This is a genomic window from Bacteroidota bacterium (genome assembly GCA_039821555.1).
In the GTDB taxonomy this organism is placed as follows: Bacteria; Bacteroidota; Rhodothermia; order Rhodothermales; family Rubricoccaceae; genus JBCBEX01.
The window spans coordinates 67,337-91,533 of record JBCBNX010000003.1 but is presented as its reverse complement, the minus strand read 5'-3'; the positions used below and the strand labels follow the sequence as shown (position 1 = coordinate 91,533).

Annotated in this window: 23 protein-coding genes; 9 read left to right on the top strand and 14 right to left on the bottom strand. The window is 67.8% G+C overall.

Annotation, left to right across the window (positions count from 1 at the left end; all coding sequences use genetic code 11):
- Positions 1-9 precede the first annotated feature (9 nt).
- Positions 10-648, bottom strand: a complete 639-nt coding sequence (locus AAFU51_04805; protein MEO1570568.1) for a phosphoribosylanthranilate isomerase — start codon at positions 646-648, stop codon at positions 10-12.
- 219 nt (positions 649-867) lie between these two features.
- Here AAFU51_04805 and AAFU51_04800 point away from each other — a divergent pair, with 219 nt between their 5' ends.
- From AAFU51_04800 to AAFU51_04780, 5 genes are all read left to right on the top strand, one after another.
- Positions 868-2,205 (top strand): OmpA family protein, encoded by a 1,338-nt coding sequence (locus tag AAFU51_04800; GenBank protein MEO1570567.1) that lies wholly within the window; start codon positions 868-870, stop codon positions 2,203-2,205.
- Between the two features lie 84 nt (positions 2,206-2,289).
- Positions 2,290-5,490 carry a two-component regulator propeller domain-containing protein gene (locus AAFU51_04795; GenBank protein MEO1570566.1) on the top strand — a complete coding sequence of 1,067 codons (3,201 nt, stop codon included), beginning with the start codon at positions 2,290-2,292 and terminating at the stop codon, positions 5,488-5,490.
- Between the two features lie 165 nt (positions 5,491-5,655).
- Positions 5,656-6,291, top strand: coding sequence for a response regulator transcription factor (locus tag AAFU51_04790; protein MEO1570565.1), 636 nt, complete (start codon positions 5,656-5,658; stop codon positions 6,289-6,291).
- Positions 6,292-6,491: 200 nt separating this feature from the next.
- Positions 6,492-7,673 carry a T9SS type A sorting domain-containing protein gene (locus tag AAFU51_04785; protein MEO1570564.1) on the top strand — a complete coding sequence of 394 codons (1,182 nt, stop codon included), beginning with the start codon at positions 6,492-6,494 and terminating at the stop codon, positions 7,671-7,673.
- Between the two features lie 45 nt (positions 7,674-7,718).
- Positions 7,719-8,207: a DUF6252 family protein gene (locus AAFU51_04780; GenBank protein ID MEO1570563.1), complete on the top strand. Its 489-nt coding sequence runs from the start codon at positions 7,719-7,721 to the stop codon at positions 8,205-8,207.
- 24 nt (positions 8,208-8,231) lie between these two features.
- Here AAFU51_04780 and trpC read toward each other — a convergent pair whose 3' ends face one another.
- The 10 genes from trpC to trpE form a co-directional block, all read right to left on the bottom strand.
- On the bottom strand, positions 8,232-9,074 hold the full coding sequence (gene trpC / locus AAFU51_04775) for an indole-3-glycerol phosphate synthase TrpC (GenBank protein MEO1570562.1): 843 nt from the start codon (positions 9,072-9,074) through the stop codon (positions 8,232-8,234).
- 89 nt (positions 9,075-9,163) lie between these two features.
- A complete protein-coding gene (locus AAFU51_04770) occupies positions 9,164-9,286 on the bottom strand; it encodes a hypothetical protein (protein MEO1570561.1) in 123 nt (40 codons plus the stop codon).
- Between the two features lie 134 nt (positions 9,287-9,420).
- Positions 9,421-10,467 carry an anthranilate phosphoribosyltransferase gene (trpD, locus tag AAFU51_04765; protein MEO1570560.1) on the bottom strand — a complete coding sequence of 349 codons (1,047 nt, stop codon included), beginning with the start codon at positions 10,465-10,467 and terminating at the stop codon, positions 9,421-9,423.
- Positions 10,468-10,553: 86 nt separating this feature from the next.
- Positions 10,554-10,871, bottom strand: a complete 318-nt coding sequence (locus AAFU51_04760; GenBank protein MEO1570559.1) for a four helix bundle protein — start codon at positions 10,869-10,871, stop codon at positions 10,554-10,556.
- A 3-nt stretch (positions 10,872-10,874) separates the two neighbouring features.
- Positions 10,875-11,498 carry an aminodeoxychorismate/anthranilate synthase component II gene (locus AAFU51_04755; protein ID MEO1570558.1) on the bottom strand — a complete coding sequence of 208 codons (624 nt, stop codon included), beginning with the start codon at positions 11,496-11,498 and terminating at the stop codon, positions 10,875-10,877.
- Positions 11,499-11,636: 138 nt separating this feature from the next.
- A complete protein-coding gene (gene trpS, locus AAFU51_04750; protein ID MEO1570557.1) occupies positions 11,637-12,719 on the bottom strand; it encodes a tryptophan--tRNA ligase in 1,083 nt (360 codons plus the stop codon).
- A gap of 36 nt (positions 12,720-12,755) precedes the next feature.
- Complete coding sequence (locus AAFU51_04745; protein MEO1570556.1) at positions 12,756-13,076, bottom strand: hypothetical protein; 321 nt, start codon at positions 13,074-13,076, stop codon at positions 12,756-12,758.
- Positions 13,077-13,117: 41 nt separating this feature from the next.
- Entirely contained in the window at positions 13,118-13,663 is a 546-nt protein-coding gene (locus AAFU51_04740) for a hypothetical protein (protein MEO1570555.1), read from the bottom strand.
- 58 nt (positions 13,664-13,721) lie between these two features.
- The gene (locus tag AAFU51_04735) at positions 13,722-14,138 is read right to left on the bottom strand and encodes a four helix bundle protein (protein MEO1570554.1); all 417 of its coding nucleotides are present in this window, start codon (positions 14,136-14,138) and stop codon (positions 13,722-13,724) included.
- A gap of 46 nt (positions 14,139-14,184) precedes the next feature.
- On the bottom strand, positions 14,185-15,741 hold the full coding sequence (trpE, locus tag AAFU51_04730; GenBank protein MEO1570553.1) for an anthranilate synthase component I: 1,557 nt from the start codon (positions 15,739-15,741) through the stop codon (positions 14,185-14,187).
- A gap of 399 nt (positions 15,742-16,140) precedes the next feature.
- On the opposite strand from trpE, the gene AAFU51_04725 reads away from it, so the two are divergent.
- Positions 16,141-16,962, top strand: coding sequence for a YdcF family protein (locus AAFU51_04725; GenBank protein ID MEO1570552.1), 822 nt, complete (start codon positions 16,141-16,143; stop codon positions 16,960-16,962).
- Positions 16,963-16,981: 19 nt separating this feature from the next.
- On the opposite strand, the gene AAFU51_04720 is transcribed toward AAFU51_04725, so the two are convergent.
- Positions 16,982-18,766: a L,D-transpeptidase family protein gene (locus AAFU51_04720; protein ID MEO1570551.1), complete on the bottom strand. Its 1,785-nt coding sequence runs from the start codon at positions 18,764-18,766 to the stop codon at positions 16,982-16,984.
- Between the two features lie 333 nt (positions 18,767-19,099).
- Between AAFU51_04720 and AAFU51_04715 the strand changes: the two genes are divergently transcribed.
- Positions 19,100-19,444, top strand: a complete 345-nt coding sequence (locus AAFU51_04715; GenBank protein MEO1570550.1) for a DUF3098 domain-containing protein — start codon at positions 19,100-19,102, stop codon at positions 19,442-19,444.
- Positions 19,441-19,728 (top strand): hypothetical protein, encoded by a 288-nt coding sequence (locus AAFU51_04710; protein MEO1570549.1) that lies wholly within the window; start codon positions 19,441-19,443, stop codon positions 19,726-19,728. The genes AAFU51_04715 and AAFU51_04710 overlap by 4 nt, the downstream gene beginning before the upstream one ends.
- Here AAFU51_04710 and AAFU51_04705 read toward each other — a convergent pair.
- Together AAFU51_04705 and AAFU51_04700 are read right to left on the bottom strand one after the other, a co-directional pair.
- On the bottom strand, positions 19,722-21,059 hold the full coding sequence (locus AAFU51_04705; protein ID MEO1570548.1) for a DUF1343 domain-containing protein: 1,338 nt from the start codon (positions 21,057-21,059) through the stop codon (positions 19,722-19,724). The genes AAFU51_04710 and AAFU51_04705 overlap by 7 nt on opposite strands.
- Before the next feature lie 101 nt (positions 21,060-21,160).
- On the bottom strand, positions 21,161-22,594 hold the full coding sequence (locus tag AAFU51_04700) for a DUF4139 domain-containing protein (protein ID MEO1570547.1): 1,434 nt from the start codon (positions 22,592-22,594) through the stop codon (positions 21,161-21,163).
- Positions 22,595-22,945: 351 nt separating this feature from the next.
- Between AAFU51_04700 and AAFU51_04695 the strand changes: the two genes are divergently transcribed.
- Positions 22,946-24,118 carry a pyridoxal phosphate-dependent aminotransferase gene (locus tag AAFU51_04695; GenBank protein MEO1570546.1) on the top strand — a complete coding sequence of 391 codons (1,173 nt, stop codon included), beginning with the start codon at positions 22,946-22,948 and terminating at the stop codon, positions 24,116-24,118.
- The last annotated feature ends 79 nt before the right edge of the window (positions 24,119-24,197 follow it).

Below are 24,197 nucleotides of genomic sequence, written 5' to 3'. Positions count from 1 at the left end.
ACTTGTGTCCTACGACTCTTCTTCGACCGCCTCGTAGAACGCGTCGAAGAAGGCGGCGAGCTTGTCGTAGTCCTTCACGCCGGGCTCGGACTCGACGGACGAGGAGAGGTCCACGGCGTAGGGCCGCATGCGCAACGCCTCGGCCACGTTGTGCGCGCCGATGCCGCCCGCGAGGAAGAGCGGGAAGTCGCCCGCCAACTCGCGGGCGAGGCGCCAGTTGAAGCTCTCGCCCGTACCGCCCCAGAGGCTCGTCTTGTGCGTGTCGAGGAGAAAGTAGTCGGCGAGGCCCTCATACGGCTCCATGAGGAACCGAAGCTGTTCGCTGGCCGCGTCGTGCTGGACGTGGACGGCCTTGATGACGGGTACTTCGACGGCAGCGACGACCTCCGGTGGCTCGTGGCCGTGCAGCTGCGCGAGTTGGAAGCCGACCTCGGCGCAGCGGCGGTTGATCGTCTCGGCGTCCTCGTTCACGAACACGCCCACGGGCTGCGCGCCCGCCACCCAGCCGATGATCTCCTTCGCCACGGCAGGCTCGACGTAGCGGGGGCTGTCTTCGTACTGGATGAAGCCGAGGTAATTGGCCCCATAGCCTGCACAGACGCGTGCATCCTGGAGCTGCGTGATGCCGCAGATTTTGGTTTTGGTCATCTGAAGTGAAGCGAGAGGGCGTGCTCGAAGTCGGCTCCCTGTTTGGGCTCCCTGTTTGAGGCAGTCCTCGGAGGCGAGATGCGTTGCGTGTTGCGTATTCCGTGTTGACCTCGATCCGATACGCAATACGCAACAGCCTCAATATCACATCAACGGGCGACGCGGGGCGGCGAAGATCTCGGCTAGTGTGAGTCGACGTTCCACCAGCCTCGCCTCGCCATGCTGTCGCTCTCTCGCCTCTTCGTCGTCGTGTGTGTCACGCTGCTACTCGGGCCGGGTTTGAGCGCACAGTCCATCCTGGAGCGGGCGCGGCGGGCTGCCGAACGTGGTGCCGAGCGGGCCGTCGAGCGCGAGGCGGAGCGCCGGGCCGACCGTGCGGTGTCTGGAGCTATCGCCTGTGCGATGGGCGACCGGCAGTGCGCCCGCGAGGCCGAAGCCGATGGCAAGGAGGTCGTCTACGTCGATGCCGACGGCGAGCCCGTCGAGGACCAGGATGCCGCCGCCCAAGCGACGCGCGACGGAGAGGACGGCGCCGCCCCCGACACCACGCGCCCGGGCACAGGCATCTGGGCCAACTACGACTTCGTCCCCGGCGACCGCGTGCTCTACTATCACGACTTCGAGGGCACCCGCACCGGCAACTTCCCCTCGCGCCTCGACTACATCGCGGGCACGCTCGACGTGGTCGAGATGACCGAAGGCAGGACGGAGAACAAGGTCCTTCGCGTGGGCGAAGGCACAAGCGAGGGCGGGCCGGGCGGTAACGGCTGCTTCACGATCCCGCTGCCCGAGGCGCTGCCTGAGCGCTACACGATGCAGTTCCGCGTCCGCACGAGCGACCCGCAGCGTCGCGCCCGCGTCCGGCTCTTCTCCGACGGCAGCGACGACACGCCCGACACGCGCTGCACCTATCCGCCCGACCCGCACGTCGTCCTCAGCAACGCCGAGCAAGGGCTGAAACTCCCCGGCGGCGTGAAGGCCATGGGCGATGTCGGCTTCCAGCCCGACACGTGGTACGACGTCGCCGTGGCGGTGGACGGGCCCTACTGGAAGATGTACGTCAACGGCACCCGCGTCTCCAACGTGCCGCGTGTCGACTTCCCGCGCGCGAGCAAGCTGCACGTGTTCATGAACGTCTACCGCTACAGCGTTTTCCTCGACGACCTCCGCATCGCTGAGGGCGGACCGCGCTCGCTCTACGACGACCTCGAGGCCGACGGCTTCGTCTCCACGACGGGCATCCTCTTCGACACCGGCAGCGCCCGCATCAAGCCCGAGTCCACGCCGACGCTCAACGAGGTGCTCGACATGCTCAACGATCACGGCGACTTGAGCCTGCTCATCGAGGGCCACACCGACAGCGACGGCGGGGATGCCTCCAACCAGACGCTCTCCGAGGACCGCGCCGCTGCCGTGAAGGCCTACCTCGTCGACAACGGCATCGACGCAGGCCGTCTCGACACGGCGGGGCACGGCGAGAGCGAGCCCGTGGCCGACAACGAGACGCCCGAGGGCAAGGCGCAGAACCGCCGCGTGGTGTTCAGCAAGAGGGAATAGGGAATGGGGAGGGGCGTAGCGCCGTCTGGTGACATTCCTGTTTCTCTGCATCTCCCTTGCACCTAGTGATGTCGGGCGTGCATCTTGCCAACTGACTCGTTTTCAGGCAGTTGTGCGATGTATGGTGGCATCCGCTGGATCAGTTTGTTCGTCGTGCTCGCCGTAGGGTGGGGCACCGGGCGTGCTGTAGCGCAAGGGCCAGTCGTCCAAGCCAGTGGCCAAACCAGCGGGACGGAGGGCGAGGCCTGGACGCCGCGCTTCGAGCGGGCGCACGACGTGGAACCGTACCTCCCGCAGTCGTCCGTCTACGATATCCTCGAAGACCGGCGCGGCTTCCTGTGGTTCGGCACCCGCGAGGGGCTCGGGCGATGGGATGGCTACACGATGCGCACCTGGCGCTTCGAGCCGTTCGACGTGGCCTCGCTGCCGGGCAACCAGGTGCGGCAGATCGAAGAGGACGCGCACGGCGACCTCTGGGTGCGGGCCGAGCGGACCGACCGTAGCCCCGTCGGCGTCGCGCGGCTGGTTGGGCCGGACCACGAGCGCGTGGAGCGCTACGGGCACCACTACGCCGCGCTGTTCGTCGGGCCCGACGGGGAGGCCTGGCTGGCGGACTCGACGTTTCTCTGGCGCTTCGACCGCACGGCGGGGCAGTTCGCCGTCGTCCGGGACCGCCTGACGCCGCACCGGGCCGATGACGGATGGAGCCTGTCGGGCGGGGCCGTCTGGGTGGGCACGCCGCAGGGTATTGAGCAGTACACGCCGACGGCGGACGGCGGCTACGGGGCCAGCTCATTCGTGCGCGCAGACCGCACCTGGTGGTCGTCCGAGGACCTCCTGTTCAAGCCCTTCAACGCGCTCGCGGAAGACGCTGGGGGGCGCGTCTGGGTCGGGGGCGTGCATCTCGGCTACGTCGAGGAGGGCCGGATGGTCACACTGGAAACGCCCTCCCCGAACGTCGCAGGGTCCGAGACGGGGCTCGACATCATCGACATGATCCCGACGCCCGAGGCGCTTTGGCTCGCGACGCTCGACGGGGTCTACCACTTCGACCTAGCTACGCAGACGTTCACGCGCTTCTCGCTGAGGCTGCCGGGCGACATCGCCACCCAGAACTGGGTCACGGCGCTCCACCGCGACCGGACAGGGACGTTTTGGGCAGGCACGGTCTGGGGCCTGCACCGGGCGTCGCCGTTCATCTCGCCGTTCCGGCTGTTCGCCCACAACCCCGACGACCCCAACACCATCGGGAGCGGCATCGTGCTGTCTGTCGAGGAGGACCCGGCGGGCGCGCTCTGGGTGGGCACCCTGGGCGGGGGCCTCAACCGCATCGGCCCCGCTGGCAGCGTCACACGCTACCGCCACGAGCCCGACGACCCGCGCTCGCTCTGGCAGGACTGGGTCTGGTCCGTCGAAGCCGACGCCGACACCGTCTGGGTAGGGACGGGGGGCGGTCTCAACGCCATTCCCCTCGACGAACCGGGCGAAATCAGCCGCATCCGGCATGCAGGCCCTCTCCACGATGCCTGGGGAAGTAGCGCCATGGGTCTGCACCTCGACGCGGCGGGCACGCTCTGGTATGGCTATCCTGGCGGGCTGCACCGGCGTCATCCTGACGGCACCGTTGCCGTGACACCGCTCCCCGAGGAGTCCATGGGGCTCCAGCAGGTACGGACCGTGCCGGGTGGCGCGTGGATCACTACGACGGACGGTTTGCTCTTCTACGACATGCAGGCGGACGCCTTCGAGGTGTATCGCCATCGGGCGAGCGATCCCACGTCCATCCCCGACGACGCTACCGTGGCGTTGCACCTCGATCGTAAGGGGCAGCTGTGGGTCGGGACGCAGAGTGGGCTGGCCCGGCGCGACCCCGGCTCCGACGGCTTCGTGCAGTTCTCGACGGCCGACGGGCTCCCGAGCAGCACGGTGTATACCCTCCTCGAAGCTGAGGACGGCACGCTCTGGGTGTCCACCAACCGAGGCCTCGCCCGCTACGACGAGGGGCAAGTGCCCGCCTTCCGGGCCTATGCGTTGGCGGACGGGGTCGGCAACGTCGAGTTCAACCGGCATGCCGCTGCGGTGGGCCGCGACGGCACCTTCTATTTCGGCGGGGACCGCGGTGTGACGGCCTTCCACCCCGAGGCGGTCCGGCTCAACCCGCACCCGCCTCCGATCGTGGTGACGGCGCTGCACCGAGCTACCCAAGACAGCACCATGACCGAGCGCCACGTCGCCGGTGCCCCGGTTCGCATCGCGCCGGATGTCTCGACGTTTGCGTTCGAGTTCGCCGCGCTCGCCTTCACCAACCCGCATCGCAACCAGTATGCGGTCCAGATGGAGGGCTGGGACGACGCCTGGGTGCCGATGGGCAACCAGCGCCGCGCGACCTATACCAACCTCCCGCCCGGGCGCTACACCTTCCGCGTGCGGGCGGCCAACGAGGACGGCGTCTGGAACGAGACGGGCGTCGCCGTGCCCGTCATCGTCGCGCCGTGGTTCTGGCAGACCGTGTGGTTCCAGTTGCTCCTCGGCATAGCGCTCGTCGGGCTCGTGGCGTTCGTGGCGTGGTCGTTCTCGCACCGCGCCTACCAGCGGAGATTGGCGCAGATGGAGGCGCAGCAGGCCTTGGAGCGGGAGCGCGCCCGCATCTCGCGCGACATGCACGACGAGGTCGGCGCGAGCCTCACCGAGATCGCCATCCTCTCCGAGCTTGCCCAACTCCACGCGGCGCAGCCCCACCACAACGAGTCGCCCGGCGGTGACGGCGCCCCGGCCGCGCTACCCCCGGCTGCCGCAGGTCGCCTACAGCAGATCGCCGCTACGTCGCGCGCCACGCTCGACGCGATCGGCCAGATCGTGTGGGCGCTCAACCCGCGCAACGACCGCCTCGACCACCTCGTGGCCTACCTCCGCGAGAGCGCCGCCCAAGCGCTGGAGCCGACCGGCCTCGACGTGGTGCTGCGCTTTCCTGAGTCGGTACCCCCGCGCTCGGTGACGACGGAGTTTCGGCGCAACGTGTTCTTGGTGCTGCGCGAGGCGGTGCACAACCTGGTGAAGCACGCTGGGGCGCAGCGGGTGACGGTGACAGTGACGGTGACGGGGGAAGCGTTGACGCTGACGGTGGAGGACGACGGGCAAGGATTCGCGTCGGGGCGGCGGTTCGGCAACGGGCTGGGCAACATGCGCGAGCGCGCCGAGGAGATCGGCGGGGCCCTCACGGTGGAGAGCGAGCTGGGTGCAGGCACGCGGATTCGTCTCGCAGCGCCACTGCCGGTCGAAGTGTGAGGATGGATGTACACGGGCGAGTGGATGTACATGGGTGAGAACGAGCACCTGCACACGCCCATACCTGCACACGCCTATACTCTCTGTCCACTCTCACACCCTCATGCGATTGCATGGACGGCGCGGCACCCAGACCTTGCCCATAGCCACTCAACCGTCTCTGCCGTGCCAACGCCCATCCAGATCGCCATCATCGAGGACCGGACCGAGATCCGCGAGGGGCTCGCCACCCTCATCGACGCCTCCGAGGGCTTCCGCTGCGTGGGCACGTTCGACGCGGCCGAGCCCGTCGTGGAGCACGCCGCGTCGCTCACCGCCGAGGTAGTGCTGATGGACATCGGGCTGCCGGGCATGGACGGCGTGGAGGCCACGCACCGCCTCAAGACGGCCCGGCCCGACGTGCAGGTGATGATGCTCACGGTCTACGAGGACGACGACCACGTTTTCGGCGCGCTCCAGGCCGGAGCCACCGGCTACGTGCTCAAGAAAATGCCCCCTGCGCAGCTCCTAGCGCATATCCGCATGCTCGCTGAGGGCGGCTCGCCGATGTCGAGCCAGATCGCGCGCCGCGTCGTGGAGACGTTTCACCGCCCCGCGCGCTCGGCCGCCGACGAGGCTGACCTCACCAGCCGCGAGCGCGAGGTCCTCGCCCTGCTCGTGCAGGGCCACCGCTACCGCGAGATCGCCGAGGCGCTCCACATCAGCCTCGACACCGTGCGCACGCACATCCGGCACATCTACGAGAAGATGCACGTCCGCTCGCGCACCGAGGCCACGCTGAAGTACTTGGGAAAGGCGTAGGAGGCGGTCGGTAGTCCGTCGTCGATTGCGAGGAGAGAGCCCGAGGTCTGTCCAGAAAGCAGCGCCCGACGGACTGAGGCCGAACGCTGATGGCCGCCAGCCGATAGCCAACGGCCACAATCTCACATCCTTGGGCGATTGAACGGCAGCGCTCGGACCGGCAGTTTGGAGGCGACTCATACACCAAGCCGCCGACTGCCATGCGCCTCCTGCTACCGCTTCTCCTCCTCGCGCTCGCGCTGCCCGCTGTGGCGCAGATCACCATCACCCGCGCCGACGTGGAGGCGCGCTTTGGCACCGAGGAGCTGTCCTTCACCTACGACTTCGAGAGCGAGGTGCCCGACCTCGCCGTGCTGCCAGACACGACAGGTCTCAGCGTGATCGCCCGCAGCGACGGCGCGAATCAGTCCTGGAACATGGTCACGATGCTCTCGACGCTGGCACTCGTTGACCGGAGGAGGTTCGTCCCCGTCCCGCCCGACGCCGACCCGTTCGACTTCGAGGGGCTCCAGAACCCGTGGTTCGGCGAGGCGAACACCAACACCGTGCTGCGCCTCGGCGCGCGGCGCGACCTCGACGAGTCGCCCGACTCCACGTCGTCGCTCTACTACCGCTTCGACGCCGAGGGCGGCTGGAACACGGGCTTCGCCGTCGGCGACCTCGACATCGACCAGGACGGCAGCCTCGACACGCTCGTCACGCGGCGCTATCACCTCGGCGCGCCCGAGATCCGCTTCCCGACCGAACTCGGCGCGATGTGGACGGAGTCGTTTGTCGACTCCTCGGCGATCTTCGTCCCGAACTTCGGCGTGATCGACTCGGAGAACCAGCGCTCGACCATCGTGCGCGAGGTGGACGGGTGGGGCACGCTCGTCACGCCGCGCGGGGCGTTCCAGGCGCTCCGCCTGCGCCTCGACCAGACGACCGACCTCTTCCCGCTCGGTGACAGCCCCGGCGATGCCGTGCTCAAAGGCTACGGCTTCGTGACGCGCGAGGGCGAGTCGGCGGTGGTGCTCTGGCGCGACACCTTCCCGCAGGACGACCCCGACGCGGTCCTGGAGACGATCACCTACTTCCAGAGCGTGGGGTCTGTCGCCAACGAGGCGGACACGCCGCAGCCCGCAGGTCTTGCCCTGGAAGCGTATCCCAACCCAGCACGTGATGCGGCAACGCTCGCCGTCACGCTCGCCGCCGCGGGCCCGGTGACGCTCGCCGTCTACGACCTCCTCGGTCGCCGCGTGGCCCTCGTTCACGACGGGCGGCTCGCAGCCGGGACGCATGCCCTGCCGCTCGACACGGCCAGGCTGCCCAGCGGCCTCTACCTCGCGCGCCTCGTCCACGTCGATCAGGCCGTCACCCGCCGCCTCGTCGTGCAGCGCTGAGGCGCGCCTCGCTTCTCTGTTCCCTCGATCTACACCCTCACGACCATGATCCACTCACTTCGCAACCTCGCCACCCTCTTCCTCTGCGCGTGCTTTGCGCTCACGCTCACCGCCTGCGACAGCGACAGCAGCGACGACGGCAACGGCGGGCCGTCCACGGGCAATGCTGGGGTCACCGCCACCGTAGACGGCGCCTCGTGGTCGGCCACCACGCTCTCCGCTGCCGGGCGCGACGAGGACGACACGAGCTTCGGCTTCGGCGGCATCAGCGCCACCGGCAGCAGCATCTCGGTCTCCGTGATGAGCCTCTCCGCCGGTACCTACTCCACAAACAACCTGGAATTCGTCGCGGTCTACTCAGCTACGACGACGGGCACGCCGTTCACGACGGCGCTCGGCGGCTCGGGCACGATCACCGTGACGAGCATCACAGCGGAGCGTGTCCGGGGCACGTTCTCGTTCACCGCCTCGAACGGCAGCGGGGGGACCGTCACGGTGACGAACGGCGAGTTCGATGTCGCCTTCTTGGACTGAGTCGCCCTCCTCGACGGAAACGGTCTACACCGCGATGCGCAGCGGCGAGGCCAGGCGGCGCTGGGTCCCTTCGACGAGGGCCTGTAGTGCGTCGCCAGGCTTCGCTGCTCGCATGAACGCGGTGCCGATGAGCACGGCATCGACGCCCCCTCGACGAACGTGGGCGAGGTCGTCAGCCGTCTTGAGCCCGCTCTCGCTCACGCGCACGATGTGGTCCGGCACGCGCTCCAGCACGCGTACGCTGTGGTCGATGTCGACCTCGAAGGTGCGGAGGTCGCGGTTGTTGACACCGAGGATCTTGATGGCATCGAGGTCCAGCTTAGCGAGTTCACTGGGGTCGTAGACCTCCACGAGGCAACTCAGTCCGAGGTCGGTCGCGGTCTGGTGCAGGTCGCGCAGTTCGACAGCATCCAGCACCGCTGCGATCAGGAGCACCGCGTCTGCCCCGAAGGCACGAGCTTCGAGCAGTTGGTATTCGTCGACGATGAAGTCCTTCCTCAGGAGCGGGAGGTCCGTCGCAAACCGCGCCGTGTCGAGGTTGCCGAGCGCGCCCTGAAAGTGCGTGGGCTCGGTGAGCACGCTGATGGCGGCGGCTCCGGCGGTCTTGTACTGTCGCGCGATGCCTGGTACGTCGAACTCGGGCCGGATGACGCCCTCGGACGGCGAGGCCTTCTTGATCTCGGCGATGACAGCGGGCGGTGCCGTGGGGTCCCCGTTGCTGATAGCAGGGCGCCGCAGTGCGTCGGCGAGCGAGAGCGTGGGCGCGCGGAAGGCGGGGCGCGCTTCGAGGACGGCGGCGGGGACGTGGGCCTTGCGGCGTTGGACGAGGTCGCGCGTGTCGGCGACGATGCGGTCGAGGATGGACATGAGTCGGTGGGTCGAGAGTCGTGGGTCAGGGGTCGTGGGTCAAAGTCCGTTTCGAGAAGACCCTCGACACGGGACCCGCGACGCACGACCTAGGAGCGTATGGCGAGGGGGGCGGGCACGACGCGCCAGACGGCGGCGTGGCCCCGGTAGTGGAGCGCCGCCGCGGACGAGGGCCCGCTGGTAAATCGCTCGCTGTAGGTGATGCTTCGCATGGGTTCGGGTGAGTGTCGGGGGTAGGGTGCTCGGCTGAACGGCTCTCCCCGTTCTCGCTTCGCTCGATCTGTCCCCCTCACGCTTGAGGGGGGACAGCTTCTCGACCCTTTAGGGGGAGAGAAGCAGGGGGTGTTCAGGCGGTCGCTGCTACCTCGTTCGACACCTCGACGAGCGCGTCCAGTTTGGCGAGGGCGCGGCCGGAGGCGATGCTGTCGCTCGCGGCGGCGAGGCAGTCCTCCAAGCCGTCGAAGCGGCCCGAGGCGAGGAGCGCATAGGCTGAGTTCAGGAGCACGATGTCGCGCTTCGGCCCGGCCTCGTCGCGGAGGATAGCGCGCACGATCTCGGCGTTTTCCTCCTTCGTGCCGCCGGTGAGGTCGCTCGCCTTCACGCGGGCGAGGCCAAAGCGCTCGGGCTCTACGATCTGGTGCAGCATCCCGCCGTCGTAGGCGTCGCTGCCGGTCTGGTAGATCGTCGTCGGACTTGTCGTCGAAAGCTCATCGAGGCCATCGTGCGCGTAGACCACCACGACGTGCTCGGAGCCGAGGCGCAGCAGGATACGGGCCATCATCTGCGCGGTGTCCTCGGAGAACGCGCCTACGAGCTGCCGCTTCACGCCCGCTGGGTTGCAGAGCGGCCCGAGGATGTTGAAGAACGTCCGCACGCCGAGTGCGCGACGCACCGGCATGACGTGCTTGAGCGCCGGGTGGAAGTAGGGCGCAAACAGGAACGCGATGCCCGCCTCGCGCAGGCACGCCTCGACGCCTTCTTTGCGGAGGCTCGTGTTCACGCCGAGCGCGTCGAGCACATCGGCGCTGCCCGCCTTCGACGACACGGCCTTGTTGCCGTGTTTGGCGACAGGCACGCCCGCACCGGCCGCGACGAAGGCCGCCGCCGTCGAGATGTTGAACGTCCCCATCGAGTCGCCCCCGGTGCCGCAGAGGTCGATCGCGTCGTCGTGACCGGGGTCGACCGCGACGGCGTGGCGGCGCATCGCGCGCGTGAAGCCCGCGAGTTCGTCCAGCGTCTCGCCGCGGCTCCGTAGGCCGAGTAGCAACCCGGCGATCTCGACTTCGGAAGCCGCGCCGGTGAGCATGGCCTCCATGGCAGCGTCGGCCTGGGGTTCTGTTAGCGTAGCTCCCTCCGCTATGTGCTTGAGATAGGGTCGTAGGTCGTTGGTCACAGGTCGTAGGTCTGGTCGGGTTCGCGGAGACGTGCGTTGTCGGTCTGTCGGAGGTAGCGGATCAGGCCGTGCAGTTGACGGCTGATTTACTTCACTAAGTCGTGAAGGTGCTGGAACTCCTCGTTGGAGAGGTAGCCCAGATCGAGAGCACAGTACAACTGGGCGCGCACCTCACCAGCCGATCCCTTCGCGATCAGGAGAAAGCGCGCGAAGTCACGGTCGCTGCCGCGCTCGAAGCCCTCAGCGATGTTCGACGGGACTGAGATCGCCGCACGTCGGATCTGGTCGCGCAGTGAAAAGTCGCGCTGAAACGCGCCCGTGTTGGTGGCTGCGTAGATCTCGCCGACGAGCCGACGAGCCGCCTGCCACGCCTCCATATCCTCGAATCGCTTGAACGCGGCCATAGCTCAGTTTTCTTGTGGAGTGGCTGGTTCTCCCTGATCTGCGACCTGCGACCTGCGACCTGTGACCATCCCAACCCAGTTCGCGATCATCTTGGGACCTTCCGTCGTCAACACCGACTCCGGGTGAAACTGGATGCCCTCAATGGGGAAGTCCTTGTGGCGGAGGCCCATGATGGTGCCGTCGGCAGTCTCGGCGGAGATGGTGAAGCAGTCGGGCAGGTCCTCGCGGGCGACAACGAGCGAGTGGTAGCGCGTCGCCGTGCAGGGCTGGGCAACGCCCGCGAAGACGCCTTGGTCGTCGTGGGTCACGTCGCTCGTCTTGCCATGCATCAGGGTGGGCGCGTAGGTCACGGTCCCTCCGAAGACGCGCCCGATGGCCTGGTGCCCGAGGCACACGCCGAGGATGGGCGTCGTAGCGCCGAGTTCGCGGATGATCGGCTCCGAGAGGCCCGCATCCTCCGGACGGCCTGGGCCTGGCGAGATCAGCACAGCGTCGTAAGCCCGCTCCCGTACCTCGTCCAGTGTCAGCGCGTCGTTGCGCACGACCTCATACTGGTCCGTATGCCGCGCCACGAGGTGGACGAGGTTGTAGGTGAACGAGTCGTAGTTGTCGAGAATCAGAATCACGACGGGATTGCCTGGGTGTTTGAGAGTGTCATCCTGAGCGTAGGCCGTAGGCCGAAGTCGAAGGATCTATGTCTACCTCGGTGTCGAAGGCAATGCTTGGAAGCTGGCCTGCAGATCCTTCGGCTCGCTTAAGCTCGCTCAGGATGACATGGATGTGGTCTGGTAGGTCGTGACGATGCCAACGTGCTCGCGGACCTGCTCCATGAACTGCTCCGCTTTCGCACGCGCGGCGATTCCCCCGTCGCGGAGCACGTCGCGGACATAGTCGGGGCGCTCAGCCAGGTCCTTGCGGCGCTCGCGCGCCTCGGCGAAGTAGGCGTCGATGAGGCCAAGGAGTTCCTTCTTCGCGTGGCCGTAGCCGTAGCCGCCCGCGCGGTAGGCGGCGGCGACCTCCTCGCGCTTCGCGTCGTCAGCGAAGAGCTTGATGAGCGCGAACACATTGTCGGCGTCGGGGTCTTTCGGGGCCTCCAGCGGCGTCGAATCGGTGACGATCGACATGACCTTCTTCTTGAGCGCCTTGCCCTCGTCGAAGAGCCCGATCGTGTTGCCGTAGGACTTCGACATCTTGCGCCCGTCCACGCCCGGCACGACGGCGACCTCGTCGAGGATGAGCGGCTCCGGGACGGGGAAGAGCGGGTCGTCCTCGTTCCCATCCAGATCCGTGCAGAACGCGGCGTTGAACTTCTGCGCGAGGTCGCGGCTGATCTCGATGTTTTGCTTCTGGTCCGCGCCGACCGGTACGAGCGAGCCGCCGTAGACGAGGATATCGGCCGCCTGGAGGATCGGGTAGGTTAGCAGCCCGCCGTTCGCCGAGAGCCCCTGCGCCACCTTGTCCTTGTACGACACACCCTTTTCGAGGAGACTCACTGGCGTCAGGCAGAGGAAGATCCAGGCGAGCTCGGTCACCTGCGGCACGTCGCTCTGGACGAACAGGTGTGCTTTCTCGGGGTCGAAGCCGAGCGCGAGGTAGTCGAGCGCGACGTCGTAGGTATAGCGCTCCAGCGCGGCGCGGTCGTTGACCGTCGTGAGGGCGTGGTAGTTGACGATGAAGTAGTACGCCTCATCGCGTTTCGACGTGTCCTCAGCGAGCGCGATGTGCTGCCGCAGCGCGCCGAAGTAGTTGCCCAGGTGCAGCGTCCCCGACGGCTGGATGCCGGAGACGACGACGGTCGGGTGGTTGGTTGTTGGCGGTTGGTTCTTGGTGGGCGAACCGGCGAGCATTTCAGTAGACATAGGAGTCAGAGTGCCGATATCAGGCTACGTGGCGTCTGGGGTGGGGGTGTGGAGCGGAGGGTCAAGCCAGCCTCGGTCGAAGGCATTGTCGATGTCAAGAGGCCAGATGTCTCGGAAGCGGCGGTAGTACACTTCGCTCAGCACATGCAAACCTCCAGTGTCTCGGGTGCCTATGAATTGCTCTACATCCTCCAGCGTAGGGTAATGGCTTGGCTGGTGGAAGAACCTTATGAACTCGCCGATGACCTTGTAGGCATAAAGGGCGTCCCGGAGCGGAATCTCTACAGTCCGCTCGGGAGCAATCTGCTCCAAGCCTTGCTCAACGTGTTCCTCTATAGCAGCCATATGATTCCAAAAACCAAGAACTACAAACCATTCACCATCATCTACTCTGCGTGCACCTGGCCGTGCTGGCCCACCATCTGGCCAGGGCGGAGGTTGGGCAACTCCGGCAGGTCGACCGGGCGGGGGAGGCGGCTCGTCGATGCGTGCAGGGCGGTGAGGCGCTCCTCGCTGCCGCGGCGGTTGTTCTCGATGATCGCCAGCGTGCGGAGCTGGTGGTTGGTGCCGATCTCGTCGGTGAGCGCGTCGCGGTAGGCGCGCTCGTAGGCGTCGAGCGTGTAGACGCGGTGGGCGTCCGTCGCGCCGAGGTCGTAGTCGCTCATCTCGCGGTCGACGCCGTGCGGGGGCGTGCCGCCGAGGCTGTAGACCGTCTCGTTGAGCTTGGCGAGTTCCACGCGCCCGCGCTTGAGCAGCCCGCGCAGCGTGTCCGCAAGCGTCGCATCGTCAAGGCTCGCGATGGCGACCTCGTAGGCGTTGTGAAGGTCGAGGTGGCGCTCCACGAGCGGGAGCAGGCGCTCGGCGCTCTCGGCGCGGGAGAGCGACGGCCCGGCACCGCCTTTGTTGAGGAACGGACGGAGGAACGGGTACATGGTGGAGGTGGGCAGTGTGGACGTATGGATGTGTGAAGGTGTGGACGTGGAGCGCACGTCAAGCTTCGAGGTCGTAGGCCTTTTCTGGTTCGCAAAGGGTGGATGGGCCGCACCAGCGGTCTGCTTGCGCAACCATCTTGGTGAGGCCGGCGAGGACGCTGCGAACACGTTCGGTGAGGATGTCGGCTTCGTCCGTGTCGAGCAACTCGCAGGCTTCGGCGAAGTCGATCCAGACGAGGGTCTCAGCTGCTTCGCTGCTCGCGTCGCGCAGCTTCGCGGCAAAGTGCTTCGGGTAGCTCCGCTTGTGCCACGCTTCGGCGATGTTCGCGCAGACCGAACGTGACGAGCGGCGCACCTGGTCCGTCAGCGCATGGCGCTCCTCGCTCGGCCACGCTTTCGAGCGTGCATACAGTTCCATCGCTACATCGAACGCAGCGCGATAGACCCGGAGCTTTTTGAAGTCGTCAACGAGCATGGACTCAAGACACATTCATACGTTCATACCTGCACACATTCACACCTCAAAGCAGGCCGTCGGCCGCGAGGCGCATGGCCTGGTGAAGCGCGCGGGCCTTGCTGCGGGTTTCCTCGTACTCGGAAGCAGGGTCGGAGTCGGCCACGATGCCAGCACCGGCTTGGACGTAGGCGGTGCCGTGATGGGGGCCGTTGCGCTGGACGACCATCGTGCGGATGGCGATGCAGGTGTCCATGTTGCCGGAGTAGTCAGCATAGCCGACGGCCCCGGCGTAGACGCCGCGTTTCTCGGGTTCGAGGGTGTCGATGATCTCCATCGCGCGGATCTTGGGCGCGCCCGAGACGGTGCCGGCCGGGAACGTCGCGCCGAGCACGTCCATCGCCGTGCGGCGCTCATCCACGAGGCCCGACACGGCCGAGACGATGTGCATCACGTGGCTGTAGCGCTCGACGTAAGCGTAGCGGTCCACGGCTACGGTGCCCGGCGCGCAGACGCGGCCGAGGTCGTTGCGGCCGAGGTCGACCAGCATCAGATGCTCAGCGCGCTCCTTCGGGTCGGCGAGGAGGTCGGTTTCCAGCGCCGCGTCTTCCTCAGCATCGGCCCCGCGCTTGCGCGTCCCGGCGATGGGCAGCACCTCGGCGCGGCCCTCCTCCACGCGCACGAGCACCTCCGGGGAGGACCCGACGAGCGCGAAATCCTGGCCCGGCTGTCCATCCAGACTGGCGCTGTGCAGGTCGAGGTAGAACAGGTACGGCGACGGGTTGACCTGCCGGAGTGCGCGGTAGAGGTTGAACGTGTCGCCGCGGAACGGCATCGCAAAGCGCTGCGAGAGGACGACCTGGAAGATGTCGCCCTCCACGATGTGCTGCTTCGCGGTCTCGACGGCCGCCTCGAAGTCGCTGCGCGCGAAGTTGGAGGCGATGGCGTCGGCGCGGAGCTGGATGGCGGGGCCAGGCTCGGCCGTGCCCTCGGCGAGACGCTGTTCGAGGCGCGCGAGCCGGTGCTGCGCTGCGGCGTAGGCGTCGTCGAGGTCCGTGTAGGCGTCGGCGAAGACGGTCGCGATGAGCAGCATCTGGTGCCGCACGTGGTCGAACGCGACGAGCGTATCGTAGAACGCCCACAGCGCATCGGGCAGGCCGAGCGGGTCCGGGGGCGGCTCCGGGAGGCGTTCGAGGAGGCGGACGGTGTCATAGCCGAGGTAGCCCACGCCGCCGCCCGTGAAGCGCGGGAGGTCGGGGATCTTGACCTCGTCCACGTCGGCGAGCAGCTCGCCGAGCACGTCGTAGACCGACCCTGCGCGCGTCTCCGTCTGCGGCGCGCCATCGCCGCCGTGCTGGTTGGGACGCGTGATTCGCACCCCGGCGCCGTCCGCTTCGAGGACGAGGTGGGGGCCGACGCCGAGGAACGAGTAGCGCGCCAGCTTCTCGCCGCCCTCGACGCTCTCCAGCAGGAAGCCGAGCGTGCCCGGCTGCCGCAGCTTCAGGTAGGCCGCCACCGGCGTCAGCAGGTCCGCCGAGCGCCGCACGAAGACGGGCACGGCCACGCGCGTGCTGCCCGCAGCGAGGCGGTCGGCGACGAGGATGCGGAACTGGTCGAGGGTCATCGGACGAGGAGGCCGGGAGGCCTAGAAAAGGCAGGAGGTTGAAACGCGCGCGGCGTAAATGCCAGGGGCCCAGAAAAGCAGAAAGCCCGCCGCTCGGTCGAACGGTGGGCTTCAGCGCAGGTCGTGCTCAGGCTAGTCCATGAGCGCGCGCGGCGACGCCACCGTTCGGTAGGCCGGCCAAAACCAAAACGCATAAAACGAGGTAGCGCGATTCATGAGGATGCAAGCTACGGCGTGGCACGAAGCCACGCAAGGCACCGAGGGGGCGGCACGATGGGGAAACGGAGAATCGGAAAGGACGCCGCCCGAGGCTTGACGCGTTGAGTGGCTACCGGCACCTTCCATTCGCCATTCGCCATTCGCCATTCGCCATTCGCCATTCGCCATTCGCCATTCGCCTTGGACTTCATCCTCTCCAAGCTGCTTCCGCAACTCGTCTACCCGCTCGGGCTGGCGTGCGTGCTGCTGGCCATCGCACTCTGGCGAACGCGCCGCGGCGCCGGGGCAAAGGCGACAGGGAAGCCGAAAGGGCGCAAGATGATCGCGCTCGCGCTCCTGGCGCTGCTGCTCGGCGGCAACCGCTTCGTCGCCTACGGGCTCACCGACGCGCTCGAAGACCAGGCGGTGGCGCTGCGGGCTGACTCGCTCGCGGCCGATGCAGTCGTGGTCCTTGGGGGTGGAACGCGGCCGCTCACGGCACCGAGGATGACCGCAGAGGTCAACGAGGGGGGCGACCGCGTGCTCTATGCTGCCCAACTGTGGCGGGCGGGCGCCGCGCCGCTCGTGGTGGTCAGCGGGGGCAGTGGCAGCCTGGGCGCTCAAGGCGCGCAGCCCGAAGCCTACAGTATGGCTGGGCTGCTGGGCTTCGTCGGCGTGCCCGACAGCGTGCTCGTCCTGGAGCCGCGCTCGCGTAACACTTACGAGAACGCCGTCGAGACGAAGCGCCTACTCGACGCACGTGGGGTGACGGACATCGTGCTCGTGACCTCGGCGTTCCACATGCCGCGCGCGGTCCGCGTCTTCGAAGCCCAGGGCTTCACCGTGCGTGCGGCGCCGACGGACTTCATCGTCACCGACGCGGAGTGGGCACGCGTCAAGCGCCTCCGCCCCGACGTGCTGCTCCAGAACCTGCTGCCCGATGCGGAGATGCTGCAGCTGACCACGCGTGCCGTGAAGGAGTACATCGGCACGGCGGTCTACCGGCTGCGAGGCTGGCTGTAGCAGTGGGTCTAGGTCTTGCCTATCGTCCGGCGAGCGGCTGGTCCAGCGCGTTCAGCGTGGCGATGAGCTTCTCGTCGTGGCCGTAGACATCGTCGTAGACCTGGAGGCCATCGGGACCGGCCCAGGCGGTGAAGTAGACGAGGTGGATCGGAATGCCCGTGTCGAGTGTGGCGCCGGTCGTCGGGCCGCCAGCGAGGGCAGCGTCGACCTTGGCATCGTCCCAGTTGTTGTAGGGGGCGAGGAGATACTTGGCGAGGCTACCCGGGTCGGCGAGGCGGATGCAGCCGTGGCTGAAGGCGCGTGCCTCGCGGTTGAACAGGCTCCGGCTGTTGGTGTCGTGGAGGTAGATGCCGTGCGGGTTGGGGAAGCGGAATTTGACCTCGCCGAGCGGGTTGGCGCGCCCCGGTCGCTGGATGAAGCGGTAGCGGCTGGCCGTCGCCTGGCTCCAGTCCACGGTGGCCGGGTCGATGCGCGCGCCGGTCCGGCGGTCGTAGACTTTGTAGCCGCGGCTGGTGAGGTAGCTCGCGCCGCGCGCCCGCACCCGCGGGATCGTCTCGTCGGCGGCGATGGAGGACGGCACGCCCCAGGTCGGCTGGAAGATGACCTCCGTGAGCGTGTCCGAAAACATCGGGGTCTTCCAGCCCAGGTTGCCCACGACCACGTTCATGGCGAGGGCCTCGCGCCCGTTCTCCTCGACGCGGAGGCGGTAGGCCGGTGCGTTGACCATGATGTGCGTCGCGCCGAGGTTGACGGGGAGCCAGCGCCAGCGCTCCAGGTTGGCTTCGAGGAGCGGGATGTTGTCGCCGGGCGGGCGGTTGAGCGCCGTGCGCGTGGCCTGGTTGACGCGGCCTGTCACGTCGAACCCATTGCGCGCCTGGAAGCGCTCGACGGCGGGCTGCATCTCGTACTCGTAGTACTCGCTCGCCATCGCCTCGGCGTCGTCGAGGTCGGCGTCGTAGTCGCCGAGGAGGACGAGTTGGCGGCGCAGCGCCGGGACCTGCGTGGACGATTCGCCGGGCAGCAGCGTGCGGATCGGGAGGATCGTCGGCCAGCTCCCCATCGCGTCGGCGAGGGCGTGCTGGCGCTTGAGTTCGTCGCGGAGCCGCCAGTAGGCGGGATGGCTGGGATAGAGGCGGTCGAGGGTGCCGCGCACCTGGGCGCTTTCGATCGCGTCGGTGAGGTGCGCGCGGAGGTCTTCCGAGCGGGGCGTCGGGAACCAGTCGTCGCCGTAGAGTGCATGCGGGTCGATGCGCCGGCCGAGCAGGTCGTGGCCGAAGCGCAGGAAGGCGTCAGTAAGGAGCAGGTCGAGGTCGGCAGCGCGCTCGGCGTCGGCACCGGCCGGGTCCAAGGGCCAGTCCGCCACGAGGGGTTCCAGGCGGGGCAGGTGGTAGGCGTCCGGGCGCAGGCCGTCGTAGCGGCTCTCGGCGAGCGTGGCGAGCAGGTCTTGCGCCATCGCGCCTCCCCGAGGATGGGTGACCCAGGCCTCGGCATAGTCGCGACCGGCATAGAACGGCGCGAGGTCCGGGTGTACCGGCATCGCCTGATTCCCGACGCGCACATGCGGTGCGGTGTCGCCTCCGATGCGGCTGCGGAGCACCTCGCTCACGGGCGACGTGCTCACGGGCGACGCGCTCACGGGCGACGCGCTCACGGGCGACGCGCTCACGGGCGACGCGCTCACGGGCGACGCGCTCACGGGCGACGTCGCCCACGCGGTCGGTGTGGCAACGGGACTCAGTAGGAGGGCCAGGGCGAGGCCGCGTGCAAAGACGCAGGGCCGGGAGAGGCGGACGGGGGCTCTCATGGGGAAGGCGGGTCAGATAACGGGCGTGACGGCCCAGCGTAGGCGCGTCGGTCTGGGGTGGCACAAGAACCAAGCGCAGGGGCAGGAAATACGCCACAAGCAGCCGGAATGTCCAAGTGGTGCTCCGTGAAATCGGACGTGTTGGACGAATAGAGCACCGGTATCCAGTCTTGAGCAGAATCGTCTCAGAGGGACACGAGGCATAGGCTTGTCGACGTTGAAGCGGTGCCCCGTTCTGAAAACGTACAGGGGGTGAAAACGCACGCCTTCCGGTCCCCCTGGCTGGTGGGGCGCTGTATCTTTTCCGCCTCCGTCATCCACCGTGCCTGATTCATGGCCAAGCGTTCGCGCGGCTCGAAAGCCCGCCCCTCGAAGTCTCGATCGTCCCAGCAGGAGACGCCGTCCCGATCGCGCCCGGTCGCTGGGCGGCGCGGTGCTCGCAAGGCGCGCATGGCATTCAGCCGCCAGAACTACCTCCTGCTCGGCCTCGGCCTCGCGCTCGTCGTCGCGGGCTACGCGCTCATGCTGATGGACAACGCCACGAGCGACGATCCGGTCAACAGCCCGCTCTCACTCTACGTTGCGCCGCTGCTGCTGCTGGGCGGCTACCTAGAGATCGTCTATGCGATCCTCTGGCGCCCTCGCGCGGAACCGCAGCCCGAACCTGCTGCAACATGAGCGAGCCCGACGCGCTTACGCGGATCCGCATCGCGCTAGAAGACGGTCGCACGCGCGCCACGTATGGGGCCGTAGCAGGCGTTATCAATGCAACGGCCCGGTTCCTGATGAACGGTCGACCGCGCGACCCGCTGCACTCGTGGGTGGTGAGTAAGGAAACGGGGCGTCCGACACGGTATACCGAGGACGAGCAACACGCCGAACTGTTCGTGCACGATCGCGTCATCGATACGCCTGAGGCGTTGCGGGCGTACCTCGACGAGCGCGGTGTCGCGCTTCAGTAGCGCAGGTAGGGCTCCCGTTGCGCCTCGAACGTGGCAACCTCGTCGGCCCATGCGGCGATGATGGCGTCGGGCGTCACGCCCGCCGCGAGCATGCTCCGAAGCTCGTCCGTGCCCGCAAGCTTGGCGAGCCAGTCTTGCTTGAACGCCGAGCGCTGCGTCTCCAGCGACGCCTGCCGGTACACCGCCTCGACGACGTGGACGCCTACCGCGACGGGCTCAACGGCGGCGCCATCCGTGACGACGAGGCGCACGCCGTGGACCTCCGCGCCTTCGTGTTTCGGGTTCACGGCGCGCCCAGGTAGGTCCTCCGGCACGAACGTCGCCGCTTCGAATCGGACGCCGGGAAGCCCGCGTGCTGTCAGCGTGTCCGCCATAGTCGCGGCGTCGACCCACGGCGCACCGACGAGGAGGAACGGCGCATCGGTGCCGCGCCCCTCGCTGGCCGTCGTGCCCTCGAAGAGACACGTGCCGGGGTAGACGACGGCCGTTTCGAGGTCGGGGATGTTCGGCGAGGTCGGGACGAACGGGAGCCCGGCGGGCCAGCCGACCGCGATGGCGTCGTTGTCGGGGCTGTCGGGGGCGTATCCCTGCATGTCGACGACGCGCAGGTCGAGGTCGTCGAGGCCGGGCAGCCAGCGCTCGCCCTGGATCAGGGTGGCGAGCTCGCCCACCGTGAGGCCGTGCTGGATCGGGATCGGAAAGGCCCCGACGAACGAGTCGTACTCTGGCTCGCGGATGAAGCCGTCGGTGCGGCGGCCGAGCGGGTTGGGCCGGTCGAGGACGACAAACGGGATCCCCGCCTCGGCGGCGGCCTGCATCGACGCGCCCATCGTGGAGATGTAGGTGTAGAACCGCGCGCCGATGTCCTGGATGTCGAACACGAGCGCATCGAGGTCGGCGAGCGCCTCGGCGGGCGGTCGCTTGGTGGAGCCGTAGAGGCTCACGATGGGCACGCCCGTCGCGGCATCGCGCCCGTCGGCGACGGCGGCCCCGGCCTCGGCGGTCCCGCGCAGCCCGTGCTCCGGTCCGAAGAGCGCCGCCAGCGTCACGTTCGGCGCCTCGTGCAGCCGGTCGATGAGGTGCCCCGTCCCGCCGTCCGTCGTGTCCACGATGGCGGTATGGTTGGTCACCAGCCCTACCCGCAGCCCGTCAAGGGCGGCAAAGGCGCTGTCCACGAGCACCTGCGCGCCGGTGCGGAAGGTCGCAGGCTGCGGGTCTTCAGTCGCAAAGGCGGCGGGCGCTGGCTCCTGCGCGCAGGCGGGGAGGGCGAGGAGGAGCAGGAGGAGAATCCGCCTTACTCCCCCCGCTTTGCTCCCCCTGAAGGGTCGCAAAGCTGTCCCCCTCATACGTGAGGGGGACAGTTCGAAGAGCGACCGCAGGGAGCCGATGAGAACGGGGGGAGCCGTCACGGCTCGAAGTGGGAGACGAGGCATCAGTACGAAATCCGAGCGGTGTAGCGAACCGTCACGGTCTCATCCGGGCCGACCTCCAGCGGGAACTCTACCGTGCGCGCGTCGAGCTTCGTGTGCTCGTGGCTCGATTGCGTGATCTCCCAGTCGGCGTAGAGGCGCTCGACGACGGCCACGTCGGCGGCGGTCTCCTTGCGGTTGCGGACCTCGACCTCGACGGTGATCTCGCGGACGCGGTCGGAAATGCGGCGCTCGTTGACCTGCCGCCGCGTGCCGACCACGTCGAAGGCGTCGCCGATGTAGAGCCGGACCAACTCGTTGCGCGGCGTGTGGTCGATGAGGTCCTCGCCGACGAACTGGAGCGCGCCGGTGCGGTCGGCCTTGTAGACACGCACCTTGCCCTTCGGCAGCGGCATCCCCATGCGGTTCTCCTCGCTGTTCTCCATCTCCAGGACGATGGCGGCGCTCATCTCGTTGGTCGCGCCGCCTGCGCCGGGGCGGCGGGTCGAGTACGACGGGAAGTAGGTGCCCGAGCCGTCGAAGATGAGCCGACGCCGGACGCCGACCTCCGAGGCGGAGAGTAGGTTCATCTGCTTCGTCTCGCGCTCGGCGAGCGTCGTCGTGCCGTCGAGCGTGTAGAGGTGGTACTCGAAGAAGGCTTCCTCCTCGAACGCAGGGGCCGCGCGGGCGGCCTGCACTTCCATCATGTCGAACATCATCTCGCGGCGCATCGGCTCCTGCACGCGGCGTACGTCGCCTGCCATGAGTTGCAAGCGTGCGTCGCGGTAGGTCGCGCCGCTCTGGTTGTTGAGCGTCACCCAGCCCGTCACGTCCACCTCTGTCTCGTCCTCGCTCACGACGGCCACGTAGTCGGCCTTCCAGCCAAGGCCCTCGGTCATGTACGACACCTCGGCGCGGTGCTCGCCCGCGCGGCCCGCGTTGAGCAGCCACAGCAGCGACGGGCGGCTGAGCAGCCCCGTCGGCAGCGAGGCCAGTTCGATGGTGCCCTCGGGGTTGACGAGCACGCGCCCGTCGTCGAGTTGCACGATGCGGCCCTGGCCGGGCACGCTCAAGAGCACGCCCGACTCGGTCACGGTCTGCCCGTCGTCGAGCCGCCGGATGAGCCGGATCGGCTGGCCGACGGCCGCGTCGAGCACCGAGTTGGTGCCGATGAGGTCGTACTGGTAGTTCTGCTCGCGCACGACGAGGCTATTGGGCGCCGTGAGCGACTTCAAGGAAATACTCGTCGGGTCGATCTGCGCCGCGACGCCCTCGAAGCGGACGCGGTTTATGCCGTTCGCGAGCGTGATCGGCCGCACCTCGCGCACGACGGCGAAGTTCTGGTTGTAGACCGTCAGCGCGACGCCGTCCTGGCTCTCAGGCTGCGAGATGACGGACGGTTGAGCGGCAGCAGGCATGGCGAGGAGGGCCAGGAGGGCAACAGCGAAGAGGCGCATACGATTGGGTCGGAAGGTGACGAGGCAAGATAGGCGGGCTTGCTAGACCCGCGCGTCCCCCAAACGGACCAGCCGGTAGGTTGCGTGTCCGACATCAATGGGGAGTTGGGAGGAGGGGGGAGGGAGTACCGACATTCAGGTTGGATCCCAAAGCCCCTACCCGGTGCTGGTACGGCTCCCCCCGCTTGGCACGCGCCCCGTCGAATGGCGGGGGAGGCGACCAAGCTGCCCCCCTCACGCGTGAGGGGGACAGTTCGAGCGAGAGCGAGAACAGGGGGAGTCGAGCGAAGCACGATGCACGGGTGCCCCATAGGTGTTCGTCATAGAATCCCAAACCCCTCCCGTCACCCCATGAAACCCCTCGCCACTCGCACCGACGCGCTTCGCCAGAGCGACATCCGCGCCGTCACCGCCGCCGTCCGCCGCGTCGACGGCCTCAACCTCGGGCAGGGCATCTGCGACCTCCCCACGCCCGACCCGATCAAGACGGGCGCCATCGCCGCCATCGAGGGCGATCAGTCGATCTACACGGCCTATAATGGCATCGCGCGGCTGCGACAGGGCATCCTCGCCAAGGCGCAGCGCTTCAACGGCATCCCGGCCACGGACGATGGCGAGGTGATGGTGAGCGCTGGGTCCACCGGGGCCTTCGCCGCGACCGTCCTCGCCCTCTGCAATCCGGGCGACGAAGTGATCCTCTTCGAGCCGTTCTATGGCTACCACACGGGCATCCTGAAGCTCTTCGGCGTCACGCCCGTTGCGGTCCCGCTGCAGGCCCCCGACTGGGCCGTCGACTTCGATGCGCTCGCCGCCGCGATCACGCCGCGCACGAAGGCGGTCGTCGTCTGCACGCCTGCCAACCCGAGCGGCAAGGTGTGGACCGAGGCCGAACTCCTGCAGATGCTCGCGCTCGCCGAGCGGCACGACCTCTGGCTCGTCACCGACGAGATCTATGAGTACATGACCTACGACCACCACCGCCATGTCTCCATGGCGAGCTTGCCGGGCGCGTACGAGCGGACGGTGACGCTCTCAGGCTTCTCGAAGACGTTCAACATGACCGGGTGGCGGCTGGGCTACGCCGTCGCGCCGCGCCCCGTGATCGAGAAGATGGGACTCGTCAACGACCTCGTCTACATCTGCGCGCCCGCGCCGCTTCAGCACGGCCTCGCCGCCGCACTCCCGATGCCGGACGCCTACTACGCGCAGATGCTCGCCGACTACGCCGCTAAGCGCACCCTGATGTGCGAGACGCTGGAGGCGTGCGGCTTCGAGGTCAACTGGCCGCAGGGGGCGTACTACGTGCTGGCTGGCACCCGCGCCCTCGCCGAGCGCCGCGCCGGCTTCGAGGACGACCACGCCGCCAGCCGCACCCTCATCGACGAGGCGGGCGTTGGGACGGTCGCGGGGCGCTCGTTCTTCGCCGATCCTGAGCGTGGGCGCTACCTCTTGCGGTTCTGCTATGCGAAGGAAATGCCGGTCCTCGAAGAGGCGTGCGCCCGGCTTCGGCGCATGCTCACGTAGCCACGGCCCTAGACGGGCAGGCGTAGCAACGTGTTGACAAGGTTGGTTTGTCAGACTACTTTGTAAATCAAAGTAAAAT